This is a genomic window from candidate division Zixibacteria bacterium HGW-Zixibacteria-1 (genome assembly GCA_002838945.1).
Taxonomy (GTDB): domain Bacteria; phylum Zixibacteria; class MSB-5A5; order GN15; family PGXB01; genus PGXB01.
The window spans coordinates 100,712-126,104 of sequence record PGXB01000002.1; the positions used below are offsets into that span (position 1 = coordinate 100,712).

15 protein-coding genes are annotated in these 25,393 nt (G+C 48.8%); all 15 read right to left on the reverse strand.

Annotation, left to right across the window (positions count from 1 at the left end; genetic code table 11):
• Positions 1-6: 6 nt before the first annotated feature.
• The 15 genes from CVT49_01250 to CVT49_01320 all read right to left on the reverse strand — a co-directional run bounded on the left by CVT49_01250 (position 7) and on the right by CVT49_01320 (position 25,389).
• The gene (locus CVT49_01250) at positions 7-1,650 is read right to left on the reverse strand and encodes a hypothetical protein (protein PKK84810.1); all 1,644 of its coding nucleotides are present in this window, start codon (positions 1,648-1,650) and stop codon (positions 7-9) included.
• Positions 1,637-4,897 (reverse strand): hypothetical protein, encoded by a 3,261-nt coding sequence (locus tag CVT49_01255; GenBank protein ID PKK84811.1) that lies wholly within the window; start codon positions 4,895-4,897, stop codon positions 1,637-1,639. Before CVT49_01255 ends, CVT49_01250 begins: the two co-directional genes overlap by 14 nt.
• Complete coding sequence (locus CVT49_01260) at positions 4,897-5,868, reverse strand: hypothetical protein (protein PKK84812.1); 972 nt, start codon at positions 5,866-5,868, stop codon at positions 4,897-4,899. The genes CVT49_01255 and CVT49_01260 overlap by 1 nt, the downstream gene beginning before the upstream one ends.
• Complete coding sequence (locus CVT49_01265; GenBank protein PKK84813.1) at positions 5,868-6,671, reverse strand: hypothetical protein; 804 nt, start codon at positions 6,669-6,671, stop codon at positions 5,868-5,870. The genes CVT49_01260 and CVT49_01265 overlap by 1 nt, the downstream gene beginning before the upstream one ends.
• Before the next feature lies 1 nt (position 6,672).
• Complete coding sequence (locus CVT49_01270) at positions 6,673-7,491, reverse strand: hypothetical protein (protein PKK84814.1); 819 nt, start codon at positions 7,489-7,491, stop codon at positions 6,673-6,675.
• Between the two features lie 10 nt (positions 7,492-7,501).
• Complete coding sequence (locus tag CVT49_01275; protein PKK84815.1) at positions 7,502-10,780, reverse strand: hypothetical protein; 3,279 nt, start codon at positions 10,778-10,780, stop codon at positions 7,502-7,504.
• Between the two features lie 27 nt (positions 10,781-10,807).
• Positions 10,808-13,651 carry a hypothetical protein gene (locus tag CVT49_01280; GenBank protein ID PKK84816.1) on the reverse strand — a complete coding sequence of 948 codons (2,844 nt, stop codon included), beginning with the start codon at positions 13,649-13,651 and terminating at the stop codon, positions 10,808-10,810.
• Positions 13,652-13,672: 21 nt separating this feature from the next.
• Positions 13,673-17,584, reverse strand: coding sequence for a hypothetical protein (locus CVT49_01285; GenBank protein PKK84817.1), 3,912 nt, complete (start codon positions 17,582-17,584; stop codon positions 13,673-13,675).
• A gap of 363 nt (positions 17,585-17,947) precedes the next feature.
• Positions 17,948-19,357 (reverse strand): tyrosine phenol-lyase, encoded by a 1,410-nt coding sequence (locus CVT49_01290; GenBank protein PKK84818.1) that lies wholly within the window; start codon positions 19,355-19,357, stop codon positions 17,948-17,950.
• A 54-nt stretch (positions 19,358-19,411) separates the two neighbouring features.
• Positions 19,412-20,500 (reverse strand): asparagine amidohydrolase, encoded by a 1,089-nt coding sequence (locus CVT49_01295; GenBank protein ID PKK84819.1) that lies wholly within the window; start codon positions 20,498-20,500, stop codon positions 19,412-19,414.
• Positions 20,501-20,719: 219 nt separating this feature from the next.
• On the reverse strand, positions 20,720-21,478 hold the full coding sequence (locus tag CVT49_01300) for a hypothetical protein (GenBank protein ID PKK84820.1): 759 nt from the start codon (positions 21,476-21,478) through the stop codon (positions 20,720-20,722).
• Between the two features lie 324 nt (positions 21,479-21,802).
• Positions 21,803-22,582: a hypothetical protein gene (locus CVT49_01305; protein PKK84821.1), complete on the reverse strand. Its 780-nt coding sequence runs from the start codon at positions 22,580-22,582 to the stop codon at positions 21,803-21,805.
• 3 nt (positions 22,583-22,585) lie between these two features.
• The gene (locus tag CVT49_01310) at positions 22,586-23,335 is read right to left on the reverse strand and encodes a methyltransferase type 11 (GenBank protein PKK84822.1); all 750 of its coding nucleotides are present in this window, start codon (positions 23,333-23,335) and stop codon (positions 22,586-22,588) included.
• A 138-nt stretch (positions 23,336-23,473) separates the two neighbouring features.
• Positions 23,474-24,712 (reverse strand): hypothetical protein, encoded by a 1,239-nt coding sequence (locus CVT49_01315; GenBank protein ID PKK84823.1) that lies wholly within the window; start codon positions 24,710-24,712, stop codon positions 23,474-23,476.
• Positions 24,713-24,879: 167 nt separating this feature from the next.
• On the reverse strand, positions 24,880-25,389 hold the full coding sequence (locus CVT49_01320; GenBank protein ID PKK84824.1) for a nitroreductase family protein: 510 nt from the start codon (positions 25,387-25,389) through the stop codon (positions 24,880-24,882).
• Positions 25,390-25,393 lie beyond the last annotated feature (4 nt).

The following is a 25,393-nucleotide window of genomic DNA, read 5'->3' on the forward strand; positions in this document are numbered from 1 at the left end:
CAATAATTAAAACTGTCCCGAAAACGAGACTATCAGACGCGGTTCGGCGAATTTTGCGCCTTCCGCCCATGAAAATTCAAGCTTGAGGTCGCGACTGCCTGATGTCAGTTTGATGCCGATACCGTAACCGAATTTAATATCATCCTCTTTGACATATATATTTTCCTGATCAAGAACATATCTCTCATAATATGCGCCGTCGACAAAAGGATAAACGTAATCGCTTCGGGCGAAAAACAGTCTAATTTCTGACGTGGACAGTATCAGCCGCTGGGCCGAGAATTGATCGTTACGATAGCCCCGAAGCGTTCCCGGTCCGCCGAAAAGAACCAGCTCCGATACCGGCAGCGGCTTTTCGGAACTCTCAATATCATAAACCGCGCCGGCCTGATAGCCGCCGAAAACACCAAGCGCGGTGGCAGCCGCTTCGGCCTTAAGAAAGGCCCGGGAATCATTATAAATGGCCCTTTCCAGCGAGACCGAGTCGGCCTTCTGGCGGTACCTTCGTCCGGAGTACTTAACCTGCCACTCAAGTGCAAATGAAACCGGGGCGCCGCAGCTGTTATCGATTCGGCCGGCTTTTGCGCCCACTCCGACTTCGTACACGCGAAATGATCGAAGCAGGGCCGATGATGGCTCTACATTTTTCCAACCCAACTCGGTATTGAGCATCAGCCCGATCCCGGCTGACAACTCATATCTGGCGCCGAGTGCGAATTCATAAAATTGGTCGCGATAATCACGCGTCTGAATATTCAACTGGATATTCCCCGGTCCAAGCAGGAAGAGCGGCTGTCCGTAGTACACCCGGAAAATAGATTTATATTTTTCCCGGGAATCACCCAGCAACCCGGCCCTCTGCCCTCGCCCAAAGAGATTTCTGCCTTTTATATCTAGATACCAGACATAGTAGCCGTCATCTTCAGGAATATACCCGGCCGCCCCTTCAAAATAAAATTGCTGCTTTTCACTCAGGCTATACCGGATGCGAGCCGTCTCATAGCCCGCATCAGGAATAACTTCAGGCGGGCCGGTCAGTCCTGCAAAGTCAAGTTGTCCCAGAATACTCTGTGACCGGTCGATATTATCCATGGAGATGATATCGCCCCGGTTAATGCCGACAAGCTTTCTCATAAAATCAACATCGGTTCTCTTCAGTCCGACAAATTCGATATTCGAGACATGGACCAGCGGTCCCTCGGCCGCTTTCATATAAACATCAATTTTGTCATTATATTTCTCGAATCGTGCCGGAATCATCGACACATAATATCGCCCGCTTTCCTGATAGGGTCTAAGAAATTCATCAAGCGTACTGCTGATAATTCCGTAGGAAAGCGGCGACTCAATCGTAATTGTATCACTTATTTCGCCTTCAATAATAATTTTCCCGATATAGTACCGGGGGCCGAATCGAACATTTAATAACATCCCGGTATCGCCATCGGAAAACTGTATTTCATTATCAAGAAAACCCTGCTCGGTGAGGAACAGCGACAGAGAATCTTCCGGATTTTTCATACCGCGGGCATTACTTTCGACCTTTCGTTTCCATCCCGCTTCACCGTCCATGAAGACAACGCGAACATCTCCGGCAAGGGCAGCACAAGCGATCAGGCTGATCAATATTATGTATTTAAAAGCTCGCAATGATCTCTCCCCGTCCGGTGATTCTTGGTTTTCTGTCGTCGGAATGCCGCCCGCTGAAGGAGATGTTTATTCGCAGGTCTTTTTTGACTCTGTAATCGGAGCGAATCGACCAGATGAACCCCCGGCCGCCATATCTGTTATCAATCAGGCGGTATGAGACAAATCCCGCTGCTTTGATATCCTGCCGGTATCCCTCCAGTTTGATCGATGTTTCCCCGCCCGCAACCAATCGCAACCGGGGATTAACGGTGACAATGTACTGCTTGCTTCTGGCGCCGTTCTCATCTTCGGCAAAGCGATATGCCGCCGATCCGTTAAGCTGTCCGCCCGAAAAAATCCTGATGACATTCATCTGAACCTTATAGCCATCGATGTTGTCCGGTGAAGAATAATAACTGTCGTGCTTATACCTGAAATAATTCCCCTCCTCAATAAAACGCCATTCACCGGAAGCCTCATTCAAGGCGCCCTTAATTGCTGATTCGGATTTATTAAAGTCGGAACCGCCGATTCGCCGGCTCTCAAAATTATATGACGACGTCAGATTGAAAAAGTAGTAGTCGGCATAATGCAGCAGCTTGGTTTCTCCCTGGTACGATAATCGGCGCAGTAAATATGGCTGATCTCCGTCGGAATAAAAAGGCAGCATCCAGAGCAGTGTCCGGTTCCCCGATTCGAGCAAATCCTCGGTACTGTTGGTCGTCAATTTCAAATACACATCGGTCGGATTATAGAAAAACTGAAACGATTTCTCGCCCTTGCTCACTTGCGCCTGCGAAGAATGAATTTCCTCGATTTCGATGTAATTGCCGTCGGCGTCCGGTATGTACTGACCATCGACAAGAATGAACTGCCCCTGCCCCGATTCGACCTCGATATAACGAACCCCCCGTTCAAACCGGTTTTCGTCGGATAGGGCATATGAAGCGCCAACCACCAGATTTTGTCTGACCGGTGAATAGGTTCCCCTCACTCGAGCCATCAACTGCTCCTCGATCAGATCACCGTAATTGACTTGCCGCGCCGTAAGATAAACTTCACCGCCCACATCCCCGATCTTGCCCAGGATGGTCAGTCTCCCCTGGTGGCGTGCGACAATATTTTTCCAGTCCGCAAGCAGCGTATCTTCATCATATTTTTCCAGCTCGATCCGGGCCGGCCCGTATCGATATGCAATATTGTACTTCTTTTCGGTAGTTCCTCTTAACGTGCCATAATACTGATTCTGCCGCCGGTCATGACCAAATCCGGCTGTGACGCCGGATTTATCGGTGATATCATAGTTCAAGCCCACATTATAGGTCTCATTCACTCCCTCAAGCGCGACATCGGCCGTGTCATACCGCGCCGTCAGCCTCCGATATCTCAACATGGGAAGCAGCGAACTGATATTATCCGGCGACAGCATTACGGCGCCATAGTAGGAATTGAATTGATTATCATAATCAAGCAGGGCCGAATTAAAATGGAAATTGTATGGCCCTGGAATTATAATCGAGGATGCCAGATCATATTCCCTTTCATCACCCAGCGGCCTCAAATTATCCGGAATAAGAAATTCCCTATCCCTGTCCGGCCGGTTGCGACGGGTTCGGGCTTTGAAATTTTTATTAATTATATTGGCGGAAAAATCAAGGCCGGATTTATCGGGATAGAGGGTCGGCCTGCCGCCGACACCGGCCAGGAAAAGATACTGCCCGCCGATATTATTATTATCATTTAAAGCAGAATACAGATTCCGATCATAACTGCTATGTCGCATTATAATATTGAAACGACTGCTCTCCCACGGCTTTAAACCCAGTTCCGTTTCAAAATAATCTTCACGCTCGGGGACCGGTATTTTGATCACCGGCAGATAGTCGCCATTGTTCCTCCCCACATAACGGTAGATGTCATTACCGTCAAAAAGATAATCGCCGCTGCCGACCGGACTGAAAGCCACCCGGTACTCTCCGGCACTGTCCCCGACATATTCAAAATAGCGGTCTCCGGTTGTATCGAACCTTTCCATGTAGGAACCGTTGGTGTCAAAAACGGCGCCGTCTCTGGTGTTGAATGAAACCGAATCGCCGATATTTTCAAGCAAAGCAATATCTTCGGCGCCAAGCTCGCCCACCTTCAGACGGTCACGGCTGTCGCCCTCGCGAATAAAGCCCGTTTTGAAAAATACGGTCGAATCTGCGGACATTACGCCGCCAGAAGCCTGATATATTTCCCGTTGATAATCCGAGGTCAGCGGTTCGAAATCGATTTCGATTCGCGATCGCGAATCAACCAGAATGCGGGGGGTGAAAGTTATGGTCGCGGCAGGATAATCCATAATGTAGTCTTTATCCGCGCCGCGCTCAAGTAGCTGTCCATCGACCCAGGCCTTTTCGGAACCGGGTACAATGGCCTCGGACCGATTTTCAGCGGCGACTCGATATGGTCCCTGGATTCGATCCTGCCCTTGAAACCTGACTGTCTTAAATCTGCCCCTGGGACGGCCGAACATGGTCGAAACATCATAGTGACCGGTCTTAACCGCGGCCTTGATACCGCTGACCTGTTTTGGCGGCGAACCGCCATATGCGGATGATTGATTGAATTCCAAATTTCCGATTTCGGAATAAAAAGTCTTGGAGTAAATTTTCAGATTCAGTTTATCCAATTCGCTTATGCGGCTGTTTATGGCGCCATAAGCCGGGTCATATCCGCGATCGGCGACCGACCCGGCTATCTCCAGGCCGGGCGAGATTTCACCCCGAATCGTCATTTCCAATGATTGATTAAATTGCGAGGTCCCCCCGGTCTGGGAAATAATGGAAAACTTCTTGGCCCCGCTAATAGATACCAAGGCCTCATCGCGGGCCTTTCCCGGAACCGTAAGCGAAGTTACGGGCGGTTCAACGCTCGGGAGCGGTCTGTCGGCCTGACCCGGCATTATGCCGTATTGTTTCTTGAGCCACGCCGGAAGCGGGGTATAGTAAATTGTTAGTTGCTGATATTCATTATGAGGCGATGATAATGTCAGGACTCCCTCGATGTAGTCGATCTTATAATCGGCATCCCGCACAAGCAGAAGACCATCGGCGATCAGGCTGTCGGAGTCACTAACAATCGGACCGTTATGCAATCTGATCCGCGATTTGACCTCATCCGCCTTTAAAATCCTGACAGCCCCGTTTATGTTTTGAAAGAATATAAGAATAATCAGAAATATCAGGGCGGCAGGCTGATAAGGAATTTTGTTATCTCTGGACATTACTCCGGATAGATAATCTTATAAATCATGATTCGATCATTACCGGTATCACTTACCGCAATACGATCACCCGGGAGAAGCGCCACATCGCCCGGCTGGTTCAATTCATATTCGCCGCTGGTGCCATACTCCCCGACAGAATAAAGCAATATTCCATCGCGGTCAAAACAAAAAACCGAAGACAGTTTGGAATCGACCACCCAAATATTACCATATTTATCGACCTTCAACCCCGCCGGACGCTTGAAAACATCATAGCCAAAATCGAAAAGATAAATTCCAAAACTGTCGAAGGCATAGACTCTTCCCTTGCCTTCATCGCTGACCAGGATCCGCCCCTTAAGGCCGCGGGCAACCGCCCCCGGCGTCAGCAGAAGGCCGGAATATGTCCGGACATCGCCGACAAACCGGTCAAACTCGGTATTGCTGTCGAAAACAGCCACCCGCGAGTTGTCGGGATCGGATATCCAAAGTTCGCCGTATTCATTGATGGCCAGACCTCCCGGACGGCCGAACCTGGCGGGATCATCGGCATCGAAAAAATCAATCATGTTTACATAATTCAGGCGGGTATCATAGATTGAGATTCGCCTGTTGCCGGCATCCGCAACATAGAGATTCAAATTATTGTCGATTGAAATATAGTTGGGGGAGTTGAACAAAGTCTCCGAAATCCCGTATCCGCCGGTTTCTCTCATCGGTTTCAATTCGCGATCGAATTTTACCAAGCGATTATTTCCGGCATCCACGACATACAGGTTTCCGGCATCATCGGAAGCCAGCCCGATTGGATCGGAAAGTTTCTGGCCGATGACATCAGTCGTAATTCGATTTTCATAGATGATCGCATATGGTTTACCGGCGAATGGCGCTTCCTCACCGGGACCCGACTTTGGCCGGCATCCGGCAGATATTAATCCCTGAAGCGCCAGCAGGAGAAGAAAAATATGCGTCAATGACCTTTTTGTCATTAAAATCGTCTGGTCAATTTTATTGAAACTTTGGGGTTGCTTCCAAAAGGATTAGCTTTAAAACTCAGTTTGACATCATTGCCAAGATCACCTCGGAATTTATCGACCCGAGAATTAAGTTTTTTCCGCGCCAGGCGGAAGGCATCGATACCGGCAATAATCCGGTTCAATACCGCCATTCCGATCATGAAATCACGGTTGCGATAGGCGGTTTCGCTGTCGTTGCGCATCCCGCGGTACGAATTCCGGCTGTTATCGGTGTCCCAGTCCCAATAAAAAGAGGCGGTGTTGTAATAGTAGGGATCGCCTGGATCAATAACACGTCCGGCCGTATTATAATCTTCGCGTGAATCATAGAAAGTCAGATTTTTGTAAAAATCTTCATTCTTCCCGGCCGGATCAATTCCGGCATGTTTCTCGGCGTAATTGATATAGTCGTTTTCTTTCCATTTGCCGTAAATCTGAAAAGCCGCTACCCCAGCCCATGAAACAACTTCGGCACCCACAAACACCTCACCCCGCCCCTTTTCCTCGAGATAAAAGTGACCCGCGCCGGGCATAAGCAATGACAGGAAGACGGCCTTGCTTTTCGAAATGGATTTTGACCCGGCCGGAGCCGCCGCCGGCTCATCCCCAGGAACATCAAATTTCTTCATCTGAAAATTATCATTGACGGCCATTTCGACCGGCCCATAAAGTGGAGAGATCGGCAGGTCGATTTTGGCCCGGCAATTACGGCCGGCTATGGCGACCGTGAGAATAGAGAAAACCGTTATGACTGCTATTCTGCAAAATATCTTCATATCAGAACCTGCATGAAATCTTTAAGATTGGTATAGATTCTGTGGCTGAATATTTTTGCATATCGGCCCTGACCGAAAGCCACATCTCGGCGGATTTACTCTTGTTATGACGTTTGGCCGCAAGAGCGGAATCAAAGGCCGAAAGCAGATGATTCACCATCGACAGAATAATAAAATTATTGGCCTGGTCAAGCTTGTCGTTGGCCTTCTGCCGATCAAGATTGTAAGTGAGCCGCACCGGCGATTCGGTCGAGTCATATAAATCCGGATCAAAATCACTCCACCCCGCCCTGAATTGATCGTATTTACCGATCATTTCATAGTATTGCTGATCTCTTGTTTCCGGGAGTTGATGCGTCAGGTCTTCCTCATTGAAATTATTTGCAGCCAGCCAGTCACGATAAGCCTGCTCATTCCAATTGCCATCAGCATAATTCTCGAAATCATCCGACAATTTCTGGCCGTCATTATGATAATTAAAATAACCCATCCACATTCCGGCCTCGACACCAAGGAAGAACAGTGATTTCAAAACATTGGACTTGGTGTACCGTTCTCCCAGTCCCGGAACCAGAAGCGAATATATAAAGGCCTTCTTGGGCGATTTGAAATCATATTCATAAATAGTCTCGGCCTCATCGAAACCAAAAGTGAAATCATCTCCCTGCTGTCCCTCGCCGGTAAAGGTATTGACATACTCGGCTCCCCCGCTGCGCAAATCCTGTATTTGCAGCTCCAGCTGACTGTTTTCCAAATCATAGGCCAGGACCGGTACTTGCAGCAGGGCCAGCATCATAACGGTTAAAAGTACCTTTTTCATTTTATCTCTCCTACTTAATGATTGCTATATCGGTAAATGAGGTCAACGTTTCCCCGGCAAAATCGGCTTCGATGACACAGCGATAAACGCCGGATGGAAGCGACGAACCATCCCACATCATTTCTTCATATGAACCGGCCCGGCCGGTCAAATTATATTCGTCGGAAACTTTTTTGCCCGACATATCATAAATGTTCATGGTGACATCAGCATCGTCCCCGACAAAGAAGCGGATAGTGGTCCGGCCGTCATAAGTCGGGTTGGGATAACAGAAAAATTTGTCATCGGGCAGCTTATCGGCATAGGTCGCCACCGGTTTGAGCCTGCTGTCAGGAAGATAGTACTGGTGTGTCGGCCCGCCGCCGGCCATCGGCCAGTCAGCTTTAGCCGAATCAAAACTCACATCATATGAGTAAAACCAGCCGTCGATTCCCAGAAAACCCAGGCCGCCGCCGTTGGTTTTCTTGAACAGTACGGGCGAACCGATCTCCAACCCCCCCGCTGCCAGCGGGAAACCGAATAACAACGCTTCATCGAATGAATATTTGCTGCTGAAGGCATAACAGCGCCCGCCGGAAGTAGAGACCACGATATCCTTGACGCCGTCCCTGTTGATATCGCCAACAACCGGCGATGAAATCACATAAGAATTGGGAAAGCTCCGGTCAATTACCAGCGGGAAATTCATGAGATTTACCAGATTTCTGTCAAGCGCAAGTATCTTATTTCTGCCACCGAAAATAATATCGGGATAACCGTCTTCATCGAGATCGGACACGATTGGATTTACAAAAATGGAATCACCGAGGCTGATCGAATTATAAAGACTCAAAGAATTGTTTGCCGCGTCTATCGTCACTATTTTGACGTCGCCTTCAGGAGTGGCCATAATAACCTCTGGAAGATCGTCGCGATTCAGATCCGCCGCCACCGGGCCGAGAGTGTACTGTCCCTCGAGATCGTAACTGATAAAATCGGTATCACTGTAAATATAGTACATCCTGACAACCAAAGAATCCCCAGCCAGCAGGGCATACTTATAGTCAATATTGGACGCCCCATAGAATTCAGGCTCGTCAATAATAGGCGATGCCGGCATGGTCAGGCCTCCGCTTTCGGGAATATTAATCAGGCGAACATTGGATAATGCTGTATCTACTGCGGCAAACGTCAGTGAATCCCCGAATGAAATCCAGACAATCGGCCGGTTTCCATAGCTCAGTGAATCGAATTTACGCTCCGCCATGCCGTCCAGGTTGGCATCATTTGTGGAATAAACATAGAGCCATCTCCCGGCCGCCACCGCCACAAACAGCGAATCGGTATCAAGTCCGAAATTACCGACGGCCGGTCCGGCCGTGATATTTTCCGGCGTCCGGGCGAATATCGGCACCGGATAAACCGGATTATTGCCGCCGAAATCCTGAACCGGCGGTGATGCCGATATCGGGTCCGAGTAGAGGTAATAATTTGCGATATTCAGGACATATGATGTATCGAGAAACGGCGGGCCGTACGACGGTGTAATATCGGTGCTGTCTTCATTCACCACGATTACGTTCCTTCCCGATGCCGCTATTAACTCGGTCGTTCCGTCTTTATCAAGATCGGCCGCAATCGGCGACAAACTGTAAACGGGCGATCCGGCCCGCTGCGGGAAACCATCCGACACAAAATCACGCTCCAGATCAAAGGTCATGGTCGTTCCCGACTCCGAAATATTGCTGACATAAATATGTGAATTGGTTCGGCCATATCCTTCAGCCGGCGGGTTCGTATTGGGCGTAAATGATGTATTGTTGCCGGCATAGTACATATCTTTTGCGGTGCCGTAACCGGAATAGTAAATACCGCCGAAATTGACCAGTCCGTCGGCCTCCATAAGCTTGACAAACGGGCGGTCGGGATCCAGTTGAAGCTGATTGTCAAAGAAATTATTATATCCGTTGCGATTATAATCCAAATATGCCACAATCTCATCGACTTTCCAGATCAGCATCCCCGAACCCGGCAACAGGAAATCATATTCACCGGTAAGGTTACGCTGGATGTCACTCGGCCCCAGTATGACCGAAGTCGTCGAATCGGCCAGAATAACGGTGGTCTTGCCGTCAATATCTTCCTGACGGTTTTCAATCAGGAAATATTCAAATTCCGAAATCGGCAGTTTGCCGATTCTGGTACCGGCCGAGGCCATTTCCGCGGCCGCAACTTCGATGGATGTCCCCTGCCTGAAAACCACCGGATCATCGAACCCAAGAAAGGCCCGAGACCAGGCCATCGGGTATATCGGCGATGTCCCGAAGGCGCGGCCGACCTCGAAACCAAAATCGACCCCGGTTCCGAATCCGTTATTATCCATTAGACCGAAATCGCCGATCATGGTGAAAAAATTGTCGGTTCGATAAAGATCAATCAGCCCCAGCTGGTGTCCGAACTCGTGGGCTATGACCGCATTAAGAGCGGTGGCCCGGTTATCCTGGCTGGCCGTCTCCGGCATAATCAGGGCATCGACGACCGCCGTTGAGTCGATCCCGTTATTGTCGAGATAGAGGGCCGAGTCAATCAGGAAAATATAACCGGTGTAAAAATCGGAAGGAGTCGAGGGAAAACCGATATCATTCTGCCGGTCGGAACCGGCATGAAACAGGAAGTATGAATCATAATCGGCAAATCGAACATTAGCATCGATAGTATCGACTAACCTGAAACAGTCTATAAAATATTCGGTCAGGCCCAAGTATGGGTTCTGCGAGCCATAATATCCCATGGTATTGTTAAGATGATAAGCCTCCGAGTCGGCCTGCGGATAAATGTCCCAGACCAATTCTATCCTGCCGTCTGAAACGAAGAAATAATAATTACGCAGGGCCTCGAAATGTTTGTCAAAATATTTTTTATCGTGCGGCGACGGATCGATCATATGCCCGAATTCCTGCTGGAAAGCAAGAGTGTCGCGCAGATCGAACTTTCCGCGGCCGGTCGTCAGAGGATTATCCGGACTCTCATTCAGAAAATCGAACCTCAGGCCCAGAAGTCTGATCGTATCCACGGCCGCGGCGGCGGCATTCATCTTGGGAAGCGACCAGGGGTGCTCACGTTCAAGATTCAGGATATTGCGCGGCGACGGCTTCGAATGGAAACCGTTTAAGACGACGCGCGGATCATTTGGATCGATCGCCTTTTGTTCTATTGAGAGAGGCTCCAGTACCTTTGTCCCGTCGCCGAAAACAGACGATGACAGGGCCATCACTGCCAGTAGTACTGTATATAATCCTGTTTTTTTCATGGTCTTATTCGCTCCGTTTCATGATGATTACCACCTCACCGAGAGCGAATACCTCATGGTATTGGCCAGCGGAACATCTTCACTGGAGGGAATATATGCGAAATCAAACTTGAACATGTTATATGCCAGTCCGAAGCCGAGGGTCGGCGTGTTGACCTCGCCTTCTTCATCATGAATATACCCTGCCCTGAAAGCGATAAAGGAACTGTACTTGTACTCAATACCGCCGTTGATAATTACGCCTTTGAATTCCTTGCTGAGGCCGCCGATGGTAAAAGGATTGGCTATAAATCCTTTAAGCTCATCCTGCGGATTGGCGACAACATCACGGAAATCCTGGAGAATTGATTTGTCGCGATCGGCCAGCGATTTATTGGCTTCGATGGTGAAAAGCACTTCATTGTACTGCGATTGTATCATTTTCCATGCCAGACCGACGGCCAGATTTCGCGGAAGCGGGTCGGCCTGCGAAACATCGATATAGGAAATATCCGGCCCCAGATTGGTCAGCGCCAGGCCAAGCGTCATGCGCGGATCGATTCGATATAGCAGGCCCAGGTCAAGTGCCAGACCGGTCGAGGTGCCACTCCCCTTCTCGGCGGCGGCGCCGAGTTCCGACAAATGCGAATAAATCACCTTGGCCGAAATCCCTCCCGAAAGCGATGATGTCAGCGGAATACCATAGGATAGGGTAAGAGCCACATCATAGGCCGTAAAGTCACCTTCCTCAACGCCGGTTTCTGTAGTCCGAATTATTTTGCCATAGGTTAAATAGGTAATATTGCCACCTATCGTCCCCCACCCCTCGACATTTTGGACAAAACCAAAAAATTCATAATAGATATCATTGGCCAATTCCGGCAGCCAGTTGACATGCATCAGTGTTATTTCACTGGTGGCATCGGCATTAATATCGATTTTATCCCGGCCCAGGAACCACAGGTTATCGCTTTCTTCATTGATTGAATAAACGATCCTGTCGCCGAGACCGTGAGCATCATAAAATCCCCATATGCCGTCGAAATAAATGGTTCCATTACCGGTGGCAAAGACGACCTTACTTCCGGAGGAATGAATATCGTATATGCGGGCGCCGGCCGGATTGGCATATATATCGATTGTCGTCCCCGCCTTAAGTGTATCCGATTGAAGATCATTGACGCTATAAATATTCTCCGCCAAACGCTGGGCGCGGGTGGAATCTCCCTTTACTTTGCTGAGAGCCAGATCAAAAACAGTGATATCATTTTCGATCGGATACTTGCGGTAACCATAACGCTTCCAACTCTTGCCGGTAAATTTCAGAACGCCGTATTCAGTACCGACCCAGAGACTGCCGAAATGATCGACTTCCATCGAATATACTTTAAATTTCAGGCCGGCCGTAAGCGGGATTTTGACTTTTTGTTCCGATTTTACTTCCGCCTTGGCGGCCTCTTTCAACCTTGCGACCGTCGCCTGCATCGAGGAATCCGCCGGCACTTTTGCCCCGGCTGAATCACTCACCATTGCCAGACTATCTGTGACCATGACAGAGCTGTCGGTGATCATAGCCGAACTGTCAGTGACCATAATCGAATCACTCATGTTGTCGGCAGTCTGCTCGAAAAGATCCGGCAGTTCGGGGTTGAAGTCTTTGTATTTCCCCAGATATCGCTCCCGTTCGGCCGGGGTATCAAAAATCTTCATAAGATCGTAAACCTTATCCGTTCCGGGCATTGAAGACATGGGGGCTTCGATATAATTCCTCCACACGGCTCCGTCGTATTGGTACAAATCGTCGCCGATTACCGCCCAGACGCGCTTTTCATTGTCAACCGCTACTCCCGATACCGGAAGATGCGGCAGGCCATGCTCAGCGCCGAAGTAGGTGACGGCGCCGGCATCATACAGAACCAGCCCGGTATCTGTCCCCAGGAAGGCCAGCTTTTTATACAGGGTGATGTTTTTTATGCTGTTCGTGGGGAAACCATAATCAATGCCGAGCTTTTGCCAGCCGTCTCGATATCGGAACAATCCTGAATCGGTTGCCACCCAGAGATATTTGCCGTCGGAGGCAACATCATTTAACTTGCCGGTGAAATTTATATTGTAGGGAATCGTCAGGTCCCTCGGGATATATTTCCAGATCGCTTTTTCCAGAGCAAACAGGATTTTGTCGGCTTCCGTTTCGCGAATCACGGAATCCTTGACCGCCTTTTTTATCATAATCGAGGCCTCGTCAAGCTTTTCGCCGTCGACCCGGCACATATTATAGAGTGTCTTGAGAGAATCAAACGCATTGTATATTCCGGAAGTGTCCGGGTAATCCTTGGCCAGAAAAGTGCTCACAATGCTTTCCAGCGTGTCTATCTGCTCTCTCGGAAATTCATTGTTTAATTCCCCGACCCGGTTCATCATGACGGCCAGGTTCTCATCGTTGATATCGCCGATCAGGCCGGTATATTTTCGTATTATCGATTCCACTGTTTGGTCGGATTTGGTCTCGACGACATCATATCGCACCCACTCGCCGTCGGCATAGCGTACCAGCCCCTTGGAAGAAATCGCCCAGATATCGAATTTGCGATAATCCGACTCGGGGCCTTCGCCCTTATAAAGAGTGATGGCGGTCAATGGGCGAAGGCTGTCGGGTAATTCCACCTCATCCCATTTGTCCGACAGAGGATATTGACCGAGACCGGCCGGGTTCCAGTGGGTGGCGGTGGCGTCATCGGCGATGGCGACAAACGCCTCTCCCATTCCGGCGGCTCTCGCTCCGGCTGCAATGCGCAGAAACAAAACCGCAGCACTTGATATTTGAGCATAGGCATTAGCGCCAAAAGATACAATTGCCAGAGCAATTATGATTATGCCTGTAAGTCTTCGCATCAAAACTTCCTCCGAACAGCGTTAATTGACAACAACAACTTTCCCAAATGACTCTATTACATCATCAGTATTCATCGAAAAAGCTGTAACCTTATAAATATATACTCCGGTCGCAACACGATCACCGTCGGCATCATGACCGTTCCAGGTATAGAACTCATGATAGTCGGCCGAAACCATGTTTTCCTCATAATTCATAATTTTCCTGCCCGACAAAGTAAACACTTCCAAGCTGACTCTTCGGGCCGGGAATGAAAGCGAAAATGAAAATGTCGTCCGTTCCTCCATCGGGTTGGGATAATTCAGCACATCCATCAAGGCAAAGTCGCCGGGTTCGGCGACGGCCGCCTCGAATTCGGCCGTGGCCGAGTTATTGGCGTTATCCCATGCCTTCACCTTGAACAAATGTCTCCCCGGGTTCAAACCCGTAATTTCATATCTAATTTCGCCGGAAATATAGCTCCCGGCATCATACTGAAAAAGATCGGTCAAATTTATTATATTTTCAACGGCATTGTCAATGCAAAGCGTAATTCCGTGACCCGCGCCCCCGGTCAGGTTTATGCCGATAGAATCGGCCAGCCGGAGAACCAGCGGCTCGTCGGCCGAGATATTATCCCCGGAAATGAAATTTTCTCGGTTCCCGAAACTGTAGGAAATAACCGGCCCCAGGCTGTCCTGCGGAACCACGACTTCCGAAGAAACCGGAATCGAATCCACCAGCCCGAAACCATCGAATAGGTCGGAAACGGCATAGGCAAAAATGGCCGCCCCGGCGCCGCCATAACCAATGTCCAGCGGCACGATAAAAGAGAAATCAAAATAGCCGTCGACAATTTCCACCGATCCCTTGTATACAAGCGGGCCGCTTTTTGCGTAGGTGAGGCTGTCGACCACATCGCCGTTGTCATTGACACCCAGATGTGTTTTCTTGAGTTCCGAGTCATGTATAAATATTTCGGCGCGGCCGTTCATATTGACATGATTCCCCGAGGCCGCCTCAATAATCTCCCCCGCCACATACGGCGTATCCAGCGCCCTGAGCATCTCGGGATATTCCCTGAATGACAATTTATATCGGGGTGTTCCCAGATAAAGCATCGGGTCTCCGAGATAAGCGAATTTCCGGTCATTCAGTCTCTGCTGCAGAAAACCGCTGCTGTACTGCCGATATGTTTTGGCGGCATATAGCGCCTGGCAAATTGAAAGGTCATCGACATAAAAAAGGATGTCGAAAACCTGGCGGTTAAGAGCTCCGTTATCGCCCGAATAAACCAGCCTGGTCGCGGCCATAACGCCGATAGCTCCCCCGCCGGGCATGCGGAGCAGTTCCTCGGCCATTCCCTCCCGCCGGGGATCGTCAAAAAGCCCGATCGAACATGAGGCCGCATAGAACAATGACAGCCGCCCGTTGTTGGAAAGCCGGGGCAGGTCGGTTCCCTTCAGGAAAATGCGCTCATGCGCCCAGGTGTCGGGATTACCGTGGCCGACATAGTTGATCAGCAGGGTTCCCTGATTGACGCTTTTAACGATGGCTTCATTTATATCCGGTTTGGCGCGCTCGGAATTGAAGGGGTACTCCCAGCTGTATATTTTGTTGCGCCTGAAGGCGGCGGGAAGATGCCCGTTTTCAAGCGTTTCGGTTTGCCTGGTATGTGTCAACCCTTCATAGTGGCCGCCCGAACCATATTCATCATCGGCTACGAGAGTTATGGTGGTTCGCCAGGTATCGTAATTGGTCGATGATTCATACGAACGGACTTTATCATAAATCGTATTGAGATCGGCGGAATTACGAACCGGCCAGCGCGCCACCATCATGTCATAGCCGCGATCATCATTGCCGTCGAGATAAGTACTGTCGCCGTCAAGAAAACCGAATTCGCCGAAGTATACATAATTGTCATCGGACGCGGTATGGTCAAGCTCGTGAATGAAAGGCGGAATATAATTAGACGTCCCCGTCAATAAATTATCCTCGAAATCGTAGCTGGCATCGCCGACCAATAATACCGCCGACGGCGCGGGCTCCGGGAAATTCAGGTAGGCGAATCGAAGAAAATCACGAATCGCGGTCGGATCATACAAACCATATGAAAATTGATTGATAATATTTTCCAGTGCCACGATCGATACTCTTATATCTGAACGATTCTCGCGGTATTGTTTATAATCGTCCAGCATTGGGACAAACTGGCGCGGAGCAATAATAATCATATCGGTCTGGACCAGGTTTTCCGTCAAAAGCGGCGCCGTGACTTTTTCTATAACGGCCCCGGTATAAAATTTTGAGGGAGGACACAAATAAAATCTTGCCGGATCAATCCCCCCGGCAGGCGATTGAAAAACGATTTCACCCGAATTTTCATTATAATTAATGATGTTCACCGGGCTGGACATCTCGCTGATGTCGAATATCATTGGTGCACCGGAGAAACCATCGGTAATAATAAACTCCCCGAGCCCGGACAAACCGGAAACGGCCGCATCCAGAATATCGCCGGATGGTTTAAGACTCCCGGCACAGGCGACTTCGCAGTAATCGAAATAGGGCGGGGCCTGATAATTATCACCGACCGTATAAACGAATTTATTCAGGACGCCTGCGGCAAGTCGATTGGTCTCGAAGGTGAACACCGGTGACTGGGATGAAATCTTGGAGGCGGCAATACCGTTAACCGTCAGAGTGACCGCACCGTAGGTGTCAAGGGCAATGGCCCGTAATTTAACGCTGGCCGGTTCAAGCGGCGTGGCATTCGGCAGACTGACATAAAAAGAGTCTTTATTCTGGTCGGACCAGTACCATTCATAATAGTCGGTTACCTGGCCGTCATTCTCGGTAAAGAGCATTTTATTTTTTTCGGACCGGCTGTAAAATATCGTGGACTGAACGACCGTGTCCGGCGAATCTGTCGGCGAGCCGTCCCGATCGACTATCCGTAACCCGGCGGTGCCGAAACCGCCCGATATGCCCAGCCAGTAACAATTGATATCGGTGTATGGATTCTGAATATACTCCGGCGTCCCCCCTGTCCGGTAATCCCAGCGGTCGGCCGCTTCGGCAAAAAAGATAAAGTAGTCGTTTGCATCAAAAATATTGTCGCCGCCGTCATAAATTTTTATGGCCACTTCTTCAAGCTGCGGTCGCGGATCGATGTTTCTTATTGGAAGAGGTTTCCCCTGCCCGTAGAACAAATGCAGCGAATCACTCCGGATGGAATTCAAAGTGAGCCCGGCGGTGCGAAGCTGCGTGCCGGTGATCTTAACGATATGGCCACCTGAGGTGCTGATTTTGTACCATTCATCGGCCAGAACAAAAACATCCTGAGACATCTTGGCCGCGGGCCGCGACTTATATACCGGCCAGCTGCCCGCCTGCTCAAAGTTGAGGATGGTGTAATCGAATATGCGATTAAAAACCTTGCCTTCGATGGCAGCATAAACGTCATTGGCGGGGACGGCGGCAGCCTGACGCCGGAATTCCACCTCGACATCAACCCGCCCGTAAAAGGCCCCCTGATAAAACGGAAAAATTTCGATCGTGGCAATACTGCGCCCGCGGATTTCCGTGGTACCTGAAATGTGCGCAAGAATTGTGCTGCCGGAGTACGACGATATGTTTGAGCCCGGCGTGATGGCCTTTGATGCCGTGGCATTAGTCACAAAGGGAACAGTGCCGGGAGGTAAAGCGATCAAAACCGGAATTGAGAATATATCACCTTTCGCTTCCGCAGCCAGTGATATATATTTGTCCGGGTTAACAATATTGAGACGGAAGGCAATCCCATTATCATCCGAGTTAATTATTTCAATATCTTTATAAAGAGGCGAGGCGAGAAGAGAACCGGACAAAATTATTATCAGGAAAATTAAAAAATGGATATACTTGAGAGGATTAGCGGATAATTTTCGAGAAGATCCCGATCTGTACACAAAAAAAGGAATACCAGAACTCACAGTTACAAGGCCGTTTCTAAAGTTATAAATTTCGCATCAAACCTAAACTAATTATACGTCCTTTAACCGTTTATTCTATACCATTCCTCCTCTTGTTATAAGCTTTTAGAATATATAAAGTTCCCGCAAAAAAGTCAACTTTTCCAGCTAAAATAACCGCAAAAATCCGGCCAATCCCGCTTTTAACATATAAAATCAACGAATCTATTGATTAGCAGGAAGTTACAACCTTTGATTATTTATTGCATCTTTGTTCATCATGCCATTGGCGAAACGTTTTTCACAATTTGCTTACAATTTTTCGCACTTTGACTTCGACAAATCAGCGAAAACGACCGATTACTCCTTTCCAATGCCGACCTTCTTTTCGGTCAATTCTTCCAGCTCCACCGTGAAATGACGCAGAAACTTGGCTTCGCGCGCAACCTTGAATCCCTTGAGTGAGTTCTTCACCTTGCTGATCTGGGCGATTATATCGGCCACATAGTCCAGATGGCTGCCGGTATAAACACGCCGCGGCACCGCCAGGCGGACTAGCTCACGCGGGGCATTATATATTTTGCCGGTTTCCGGATCTTTGCCGCCGAACATCAGGGTCCCGATTTCGACCGCACGGATGCCGCCGGCACGATACAACTCCACCGTCAGCGACTGACCCGGAAATTGCTCCGGCGGAATCTGCGGAAGAAATTTTCCGGCATCGATAAAAATGGCATGGCCGCCGGTCGGCTTGACAATCGGCGCCCCGGCCTGCTCGATGATTTTTCCGAAATATTCCATCTGTCCGATACGATAAGCCAAATAATCTTCATTCAAGACTTCACGCAATCCGGCCGCAACCGTTTCAATATCGCGTCCCGACATCCCGCCATAGGTGATAAAGCCCTCGATAACTATCAGCAGTTCGGTGATTTTTCGATACAAATCTTCATCGTTCACCGCCACAAAACCGCCCATATTGGCCAAACCGTCTTTCTTGGCCGACATCAGGGCGCCATCGGCATATGAGAACATTTCCTGCGCGATTTCTTTGACACTTTTGCTTTCATATCCGGGCTCATCGCGCTTGATAAAATAGGCATTTTCGGCAAACCGGGCGCAGTCGAAGAAAAACATTATGCCGTGCTTCCGGCAAATTGCTGAAGTCTCTTTTATATTGGACATTGACACCGGCAGACCGCCGCTGGAATTATTGGTGACCGTCATGAATACCACCGGAATCTTGTCCACCCCTTTTTCATTGATAAAATTCTCGAGGCGATGGGTATCGATATTTCCCTTAAAGGGCAGTTCTTCGTCGGTCTCCGCTTCCGGGCAGGGCATATCAACGGCGATGCCGCCTTTGTGCATCACATTGGCTCTGGTGGTGTCGAAATGAGTATTGTTGGGGACGTAATCCCCTTTTTTCAGCACCGATGAAAAGAAAACATTCTCGGCCACCCGTCCCTGGTGGGTCGGGATTATAAATTCCTTGCCGGTTATTTCCTTGATGGTCTCTTCGAACCGGTAATATGATCTGGCTCCGGCATATGATTCATCGCCGCGCATCAGTGCCGCCCATTGTTCGGTGGACATGGCGCCGGTGCCGGAATCGGTCAAAAGGTCGATATAAATTTCCTCGGCTTTTATCTTGAAAATATTGTATCGGGCTCTTCTCAGGACCTGTTCGCGGACCGCCTGCGGAAGCAGCGTAATCGGCTCGACTGATTTGATTCTGAATGGTTCGGCAGGATGTTTATATTTATTCACAGTTCCTCCGCAATATTAGTTCCCATTGACAAATTAATCCAATGTAACAATTACTCAGGCCTTTTTCAAGTCGAATTCAGCCTTTATATGGCCGGTCAGCAGATTGGCATTGTTACGAAGTTCGGATTTATGAAACGGCAACAGGTGCTTATATTTATTGACATCATCGATAATTCCAAGCTGGCGGAGCGTCTCTATACACACCGGGTAAAGCGCCCGCGCATTGCCGTCCTCGACCTTGATAGCAATACCCATTTGCGGATTGGAAAAACCGATCCCCTGAATAGCTTCCGCTCCCCCTTTGGTGATAATATTGCCGGGGAACGAACGCATCAGGGCCAGGTCAAAGCGGCCCTCCCCGGAAAACATTTCCGGAAATTCGGTCATGGCTTCTCTGATCCGATTCAGCACCGATGATTCCTCGTCATCCCACCCCTGACCATTGGCCAGCTTCATGAAAGCCACAGCACTATGGATTAACGGCATGCCGAAATTGGGCGCCGAACAACCATCGGTTCCCATAGCAATCTTATCTTTCGGATATTCATAAAGGCGCGATACGGCATCAAGAACCAACTGCTGTGCCTTTGATTCCGGGTTGAGATATTCGCCGATATCATCCCCCAGAAATCTGGCCAGCGCCAGGAAACCGGAGTGTTTCCCGGAACAATTATGCCGCAAAACATCTTTATGCTCATCGTGCTGAGGATATTCGCCCGATTGCGTCATGGAAATCGGCAGATGGGTGCCGCATTTGAGATTTTCCGGCTTGTTGCCGGCCGCTTCGAGATTGGCCCGGACAACATCGCGGTGATGATCGGTGCCGGTATGCGAGCCGCACATTATAGCCAGTTGCTTATTGGAAAAGCCGTATTTATCGGCGGCGCCGGTTATGACCAGCGGCATCAGTTGAAACGGCTTGGCCGATGACCGGATAAAGGTAAAAAATTCCGGATCACCGGCGTAATGGGTCAGCCTCCCTTTATTATCGACGACCGCGATCGAGCCGTAATGGACCGACTCTTCCCTCTTCCCGCGGTAAACTTTGGCCACTAATGTTGACATATCATGCTCTTTCGTAATAGTTCCAACTTCAAAAAAATCCGGGACAAAATCGCCCCGATTAATCGACCGCTTCCGCATTGGAGCGGGCGGCCCTGCTTGGAATATATATAAATCAGCCGGGTAAAGCCAGAGAAGTAAGTCTATTGCTATGAAATTATTTATTATCCCGAATCCCGTATAATCCTGTTTTGCGTAATCGTATGGCCGATTTCCACATATGAAAAGGCGGGAGCCGCATGCTCCCGCCTTTGGGTTTGGTGTAAATAGACAAAATTGACCTGTCCGCAAAACGGTCAACTAATACAGCACTCCATAATCCTCCACTGGTATTTCGAAAATTTCATAATTGACGCCGTCAACACATTCACGTTTGGCCGCCAGGGTCGGATCCCACTCGCCGCGCGGGCGGAGAAGAATCTTCGACCAATCATATGGCGGTATCATGACATGATAACAGAGGCGCAGTTCCCAATCTATATCAAGAAATGTGTAATGCATCACAACCAGAATACCGGGATATGTCCCATAAACACTCCACTGACGGTCGGAAAAAGTTCCCAGTTCCGGATAGTTGCCTTCGAGCCAGACAACGAATTCATCCAGTTTTTCCCGGGCATATCCCATGCTCCCGGTTCCATCCCAGTTAACAACCTCGACCTCGAGCGTGATGGTTTCGGAATGCTCCATGTTACTTGCCGTCACTTCGATATAGTGATAACCGATGGGAATGGAATTGCTTGGGCCGACAGAAACCTCGGTGATCGGTGTCCCGGCATTGACAACTGTTCGATACAGTTCGGCATTCAGCCTTGTGTTCGCATTAAGCGTCAAGGAGACATCACCGACCATATCCTCACCCGGAACTACTTTCAAAATAAAAATACCGCCGCCTTTTGGATAACTGTCAATATGCGAGAATTTGGCCTCGAGCGTGAAACTGCCATGGCCGGGATTCCCCCCCAGCAGCTCCCCGGAAACCTTTTCCTCATCCACCATCTGTGGCTGTGCCGGATTATCTCCGGAACAGCCCGCCATCAGGAAGATTGCAATGACCATTAAAAGAAGAGAGGTACGCATTCTTCAGACTCCCTTTAGTATATGGTTATGTGTTGCAGCAGCGGATGTCGGATTGACATCCATCAGCCGATACCAGTAAGACCTCTCTATATGGCGGATTGCGACTCTAATATAATATTTAAAGACTGGAATGTTAACAAAAAAGTAAAGTATTTATAATTTTTCACAGTCAGGATTGAAACAAATGAACGACCGCAGTTCAATCGAATATACTTTGAGTAAAAGCAGAACTGTAAAATGCCTTAACCGCTAATAATGGATTCTACCGTCGACGCTTGGTTCTATATTTTTCTATGCCTTTTTTTATTTTCTCTTGATTAATATTATCGGTCGTGAGATCCTATCCACAAAATCAAGCGACTGTTCCAGGTTCCAGTTGTTCCACCAGCCGACAAATTCAAAATCCGGGGAACTCTCCATCATGCGCAAAAATTCCTGCGGATATATGGCCCGATGCACATTGGTCCCTTTAATCTCGAACTTGCGCCCGTTTTCCTCGACATCCAGAATTATGGTCTCCCGGAAAGTCTGTCGGGCCAGTTTGATCGGGACCCATTCCACCGTTGTTTTCACCCTGATACCGTCACGTTCCATATCCCAACTGCTGGCGCCTTTCGTTTGCCAGGGAGGCTCGAATTGCACGCACCAGTCAAGGAGATACAACCCTCCTTTCTTCAGCGTCCGGGCGACCGATTTAAAGTGCGAATATACTTCAACCGTGCTGGTTGCAAAAAATGAACCCAGCATGATAAAGGCAAAGTCATATTTTATAGAAATCTCAAAATCCACCATATTCGCATGAATAAATTTCGCCTCAATCCCATTTCGCGTGGCTCGTTCGGTGCTGTAGTCAAGCATTGCCCGGCTTAAATCGAGCCCGGTATACCGGTAGCCGCGCCGAACCAGTTCTTCCATATGGGGACTGTTCCCGCAGCATATCTCCAAAACCGAATTGACCGGGATATCCGAATATTTCTCGATACACTTTTCGAACAGATCGGTCTCGGAAATAATATCTCTCCAGGCAAAAGCTATTTCATAATATTTAGGATTTTCATACAACTCAGTCATTTCAGTCTCCATATTTCATTTCCGGGCAACAACTACCATTCGCTTGGCGTTCTGGTCATAGGGAATGCCCTCCAGCGAGCCGTAAACATCAACCTTCCCGAAACCGCACCCAATCAGCAAATCGCGCATCTCGCTCGCTGAAAAAAGGCGGACTGTCATTTTTACTTCTTTTATCTGCCCGGCTTTTATGATTATCCAGCGCATGAACATGCTGCTCCAGTTATCCTCGACTTTTCGCTCCTGTAACAAGATCATATCATCATACTCATCCCAATCCCTCTCACGAAACATTCCCGCAATAATTTCTTTACTCGACATTTCGATCAGAAATTGTCCACCGCCCTTAAGTGAATCATATATATTTCTGACGACAACCTTATCATCCTCCGGATCCTCAAAATATCCAAAAGATGTATTTATGTTGATAACAACATCGAATTTATCCGGTCGGCGGAATCTTCGCATATCCTCCCGAATAAATTCAATATTCAGATTTTCTTTCACGGCCTTGTCTTTCGCCTTTTGCAGAAATATTTCGTTCCTGTCCACGGCGACCACGTTAAATCCACGCCGGGCCAGTTCCATCGTATGCCGCCCGACCCCGCAGCAAAGATCAAGAATTTGCATATCCTGATTCAGATTGAACAATTTGACAATGTTGTCGATATGTTCGGCCGCCCTGCTGATGCTTATGCTCGAAAATATTGCCGGCTCGATATCGGCCCAGACATCATCACGATCATACCAGAGTCTACTTTCATTCATTTTAAAATCTCCCTAAATTATCCGAATCAAATAAATAAGCGAACCGCTCTCTTTAATCTATCGAAACAGGACTTATTAAATCAAGCAAAATAAAAAGCCGGGCAATCAACCCGGCTTGGAATAACGAAAAATTTGCGCTTATTCGTCCCAGACCGGGTTAGCGATTTTGCCTATGAACAAAATGGCGCCCGTCTGATGTTCCTGAATTACAAAGAAGAAAGGCCGGTTGAGAACAAATCCGGGGCCGATACTATCGATCATTATGACAATCGTTACCGCCGCCGCCTCGGTTCCCTGCTCATCCACCTGAACAAATGTCTTCTGCTTCACCACATCGATCCAGCCGACACCGTCCGCAAACATTTTGCTGAAATCGGCCGAGGGCGTGAAGGCGATCGACATCCCCATGGCCTTCAAAATATCGGTCAGTTCCACCTGATATTCAAACTTGAATCTGGGAACACCAATTGACATTTCCGACCGCTGAAAACTGCCCATCCATGTTGCCCAGTTTTCCCCTGACATCTGCTGCAATACATCATCGACTGTCTTATTATAATTGGGCAGAAATAACGTCATGCTGAAGGAACCATCGCCATAGGGAAGATCAATCGCCTGAAAAATATCATTACTGAAAAAGGAAATTGTGTCTTCAAGCGTCATCATTCGGCATGCGATGGTCGAGCCGTCTTCAAGATGAAACTCGGCATCGTACGTATCGGCCGTATCGAACAGATGGGTCCAGGTCCCTTTGAAGTATATGGCATTCAGAAGCATCATGGCCACCGCATCCGAAATCGGCGGATCGATTATCTTGGTGATCTTGCCATTGGTGTTTTCATCCACCCAGTTATTAATCCTGGTGGGCGTAGCCGGATCCTGGAAATTGACTTCTTCGACCAGCGCGTCGAAATAGGTCCGGCAAATGTTTATATAATCCTGCCTGACCGCTTTCCCGGTTCTGTACCATATAGAGTTGGCGATTTTGAATAAAACCTCCGGATCGGCCGCCGGAAGTACCGACATCAGGCTCTGATACGCCTGATTGGCTTGTTCGTCTGTTAGATTCGACATTTCAAGCGTTTGTGCCATTGCGTCCTTGGTCTCTCCAGCCGCACCGTCCCAGACCATGCCCAGTGCAAATGATGCCGACAATGGCGATATAAAAATATTTTCGCCGGGCCCGGTCTCGTCGGCAATACTCTTGAAAAGCTTGAACCCGAACAGATTCGATGATTGAAGAATTTCTTTTTCAACCTGGGTGATATCGATCGGTGTCGGCTCGGGATTCGGCTTTGGATCAGGCTCGGTTGATCCGGAACATTGCAGAAACAGCAATGCCCCGAGAATAATCAATAAACTCATTTTTTTCGGCATCTTTTCCCTCCTCGGACATTAGCCTTTATTTTTATAATGATATATTAAACATACAGCCCGATCACAGGGTTGCAACCATTTTTTCGCGAACCTATATCAAGGCGACGCCCGAATACATAAAATGTTCAATCCAAAATAAATACGCCAAAATTCTCCGATTTAAACACTCACCAGCGATTAAACTTTATACGGTCCTCTTTATAACGATCTTCCGGGGCAATATTTTCATTCGGATAACCTATTGGCACCAGCGCAAAGGGAATAATCCCATCCGGCAGGCCAAACATCTTTCCGATATCGGCCACCTTTTGCTCCCTGGGATAGACCCCTGTCCAAACCGCCCCCAGCCCAAGCTCATGTGCCGCCAGCAGAAGATTCATCGTCGCCGCCGCACAATCCTGGATCCAATAGCCGGGGCAGGTTTCCAGACTCGGGTCGGCACAGACTAATATCGCCACCGCGGCCTCGCGGCACATCGGGGCATCCTTATGAATCTCCGGTATCCGATCCAGAATTTCCCGCTTATCGATAACGATAAACCTCCACGGCTGCTGATTGCAGGCCGATGGCGCGCTCATCGCCGCCCGGAGTAATTTGTCAACCGTTTCCTTATCAACCGGTTGACCGGTATATTTACGGATACTCCGGCGCGTCCTGATGGCTTCAAAAGTATTCATATTT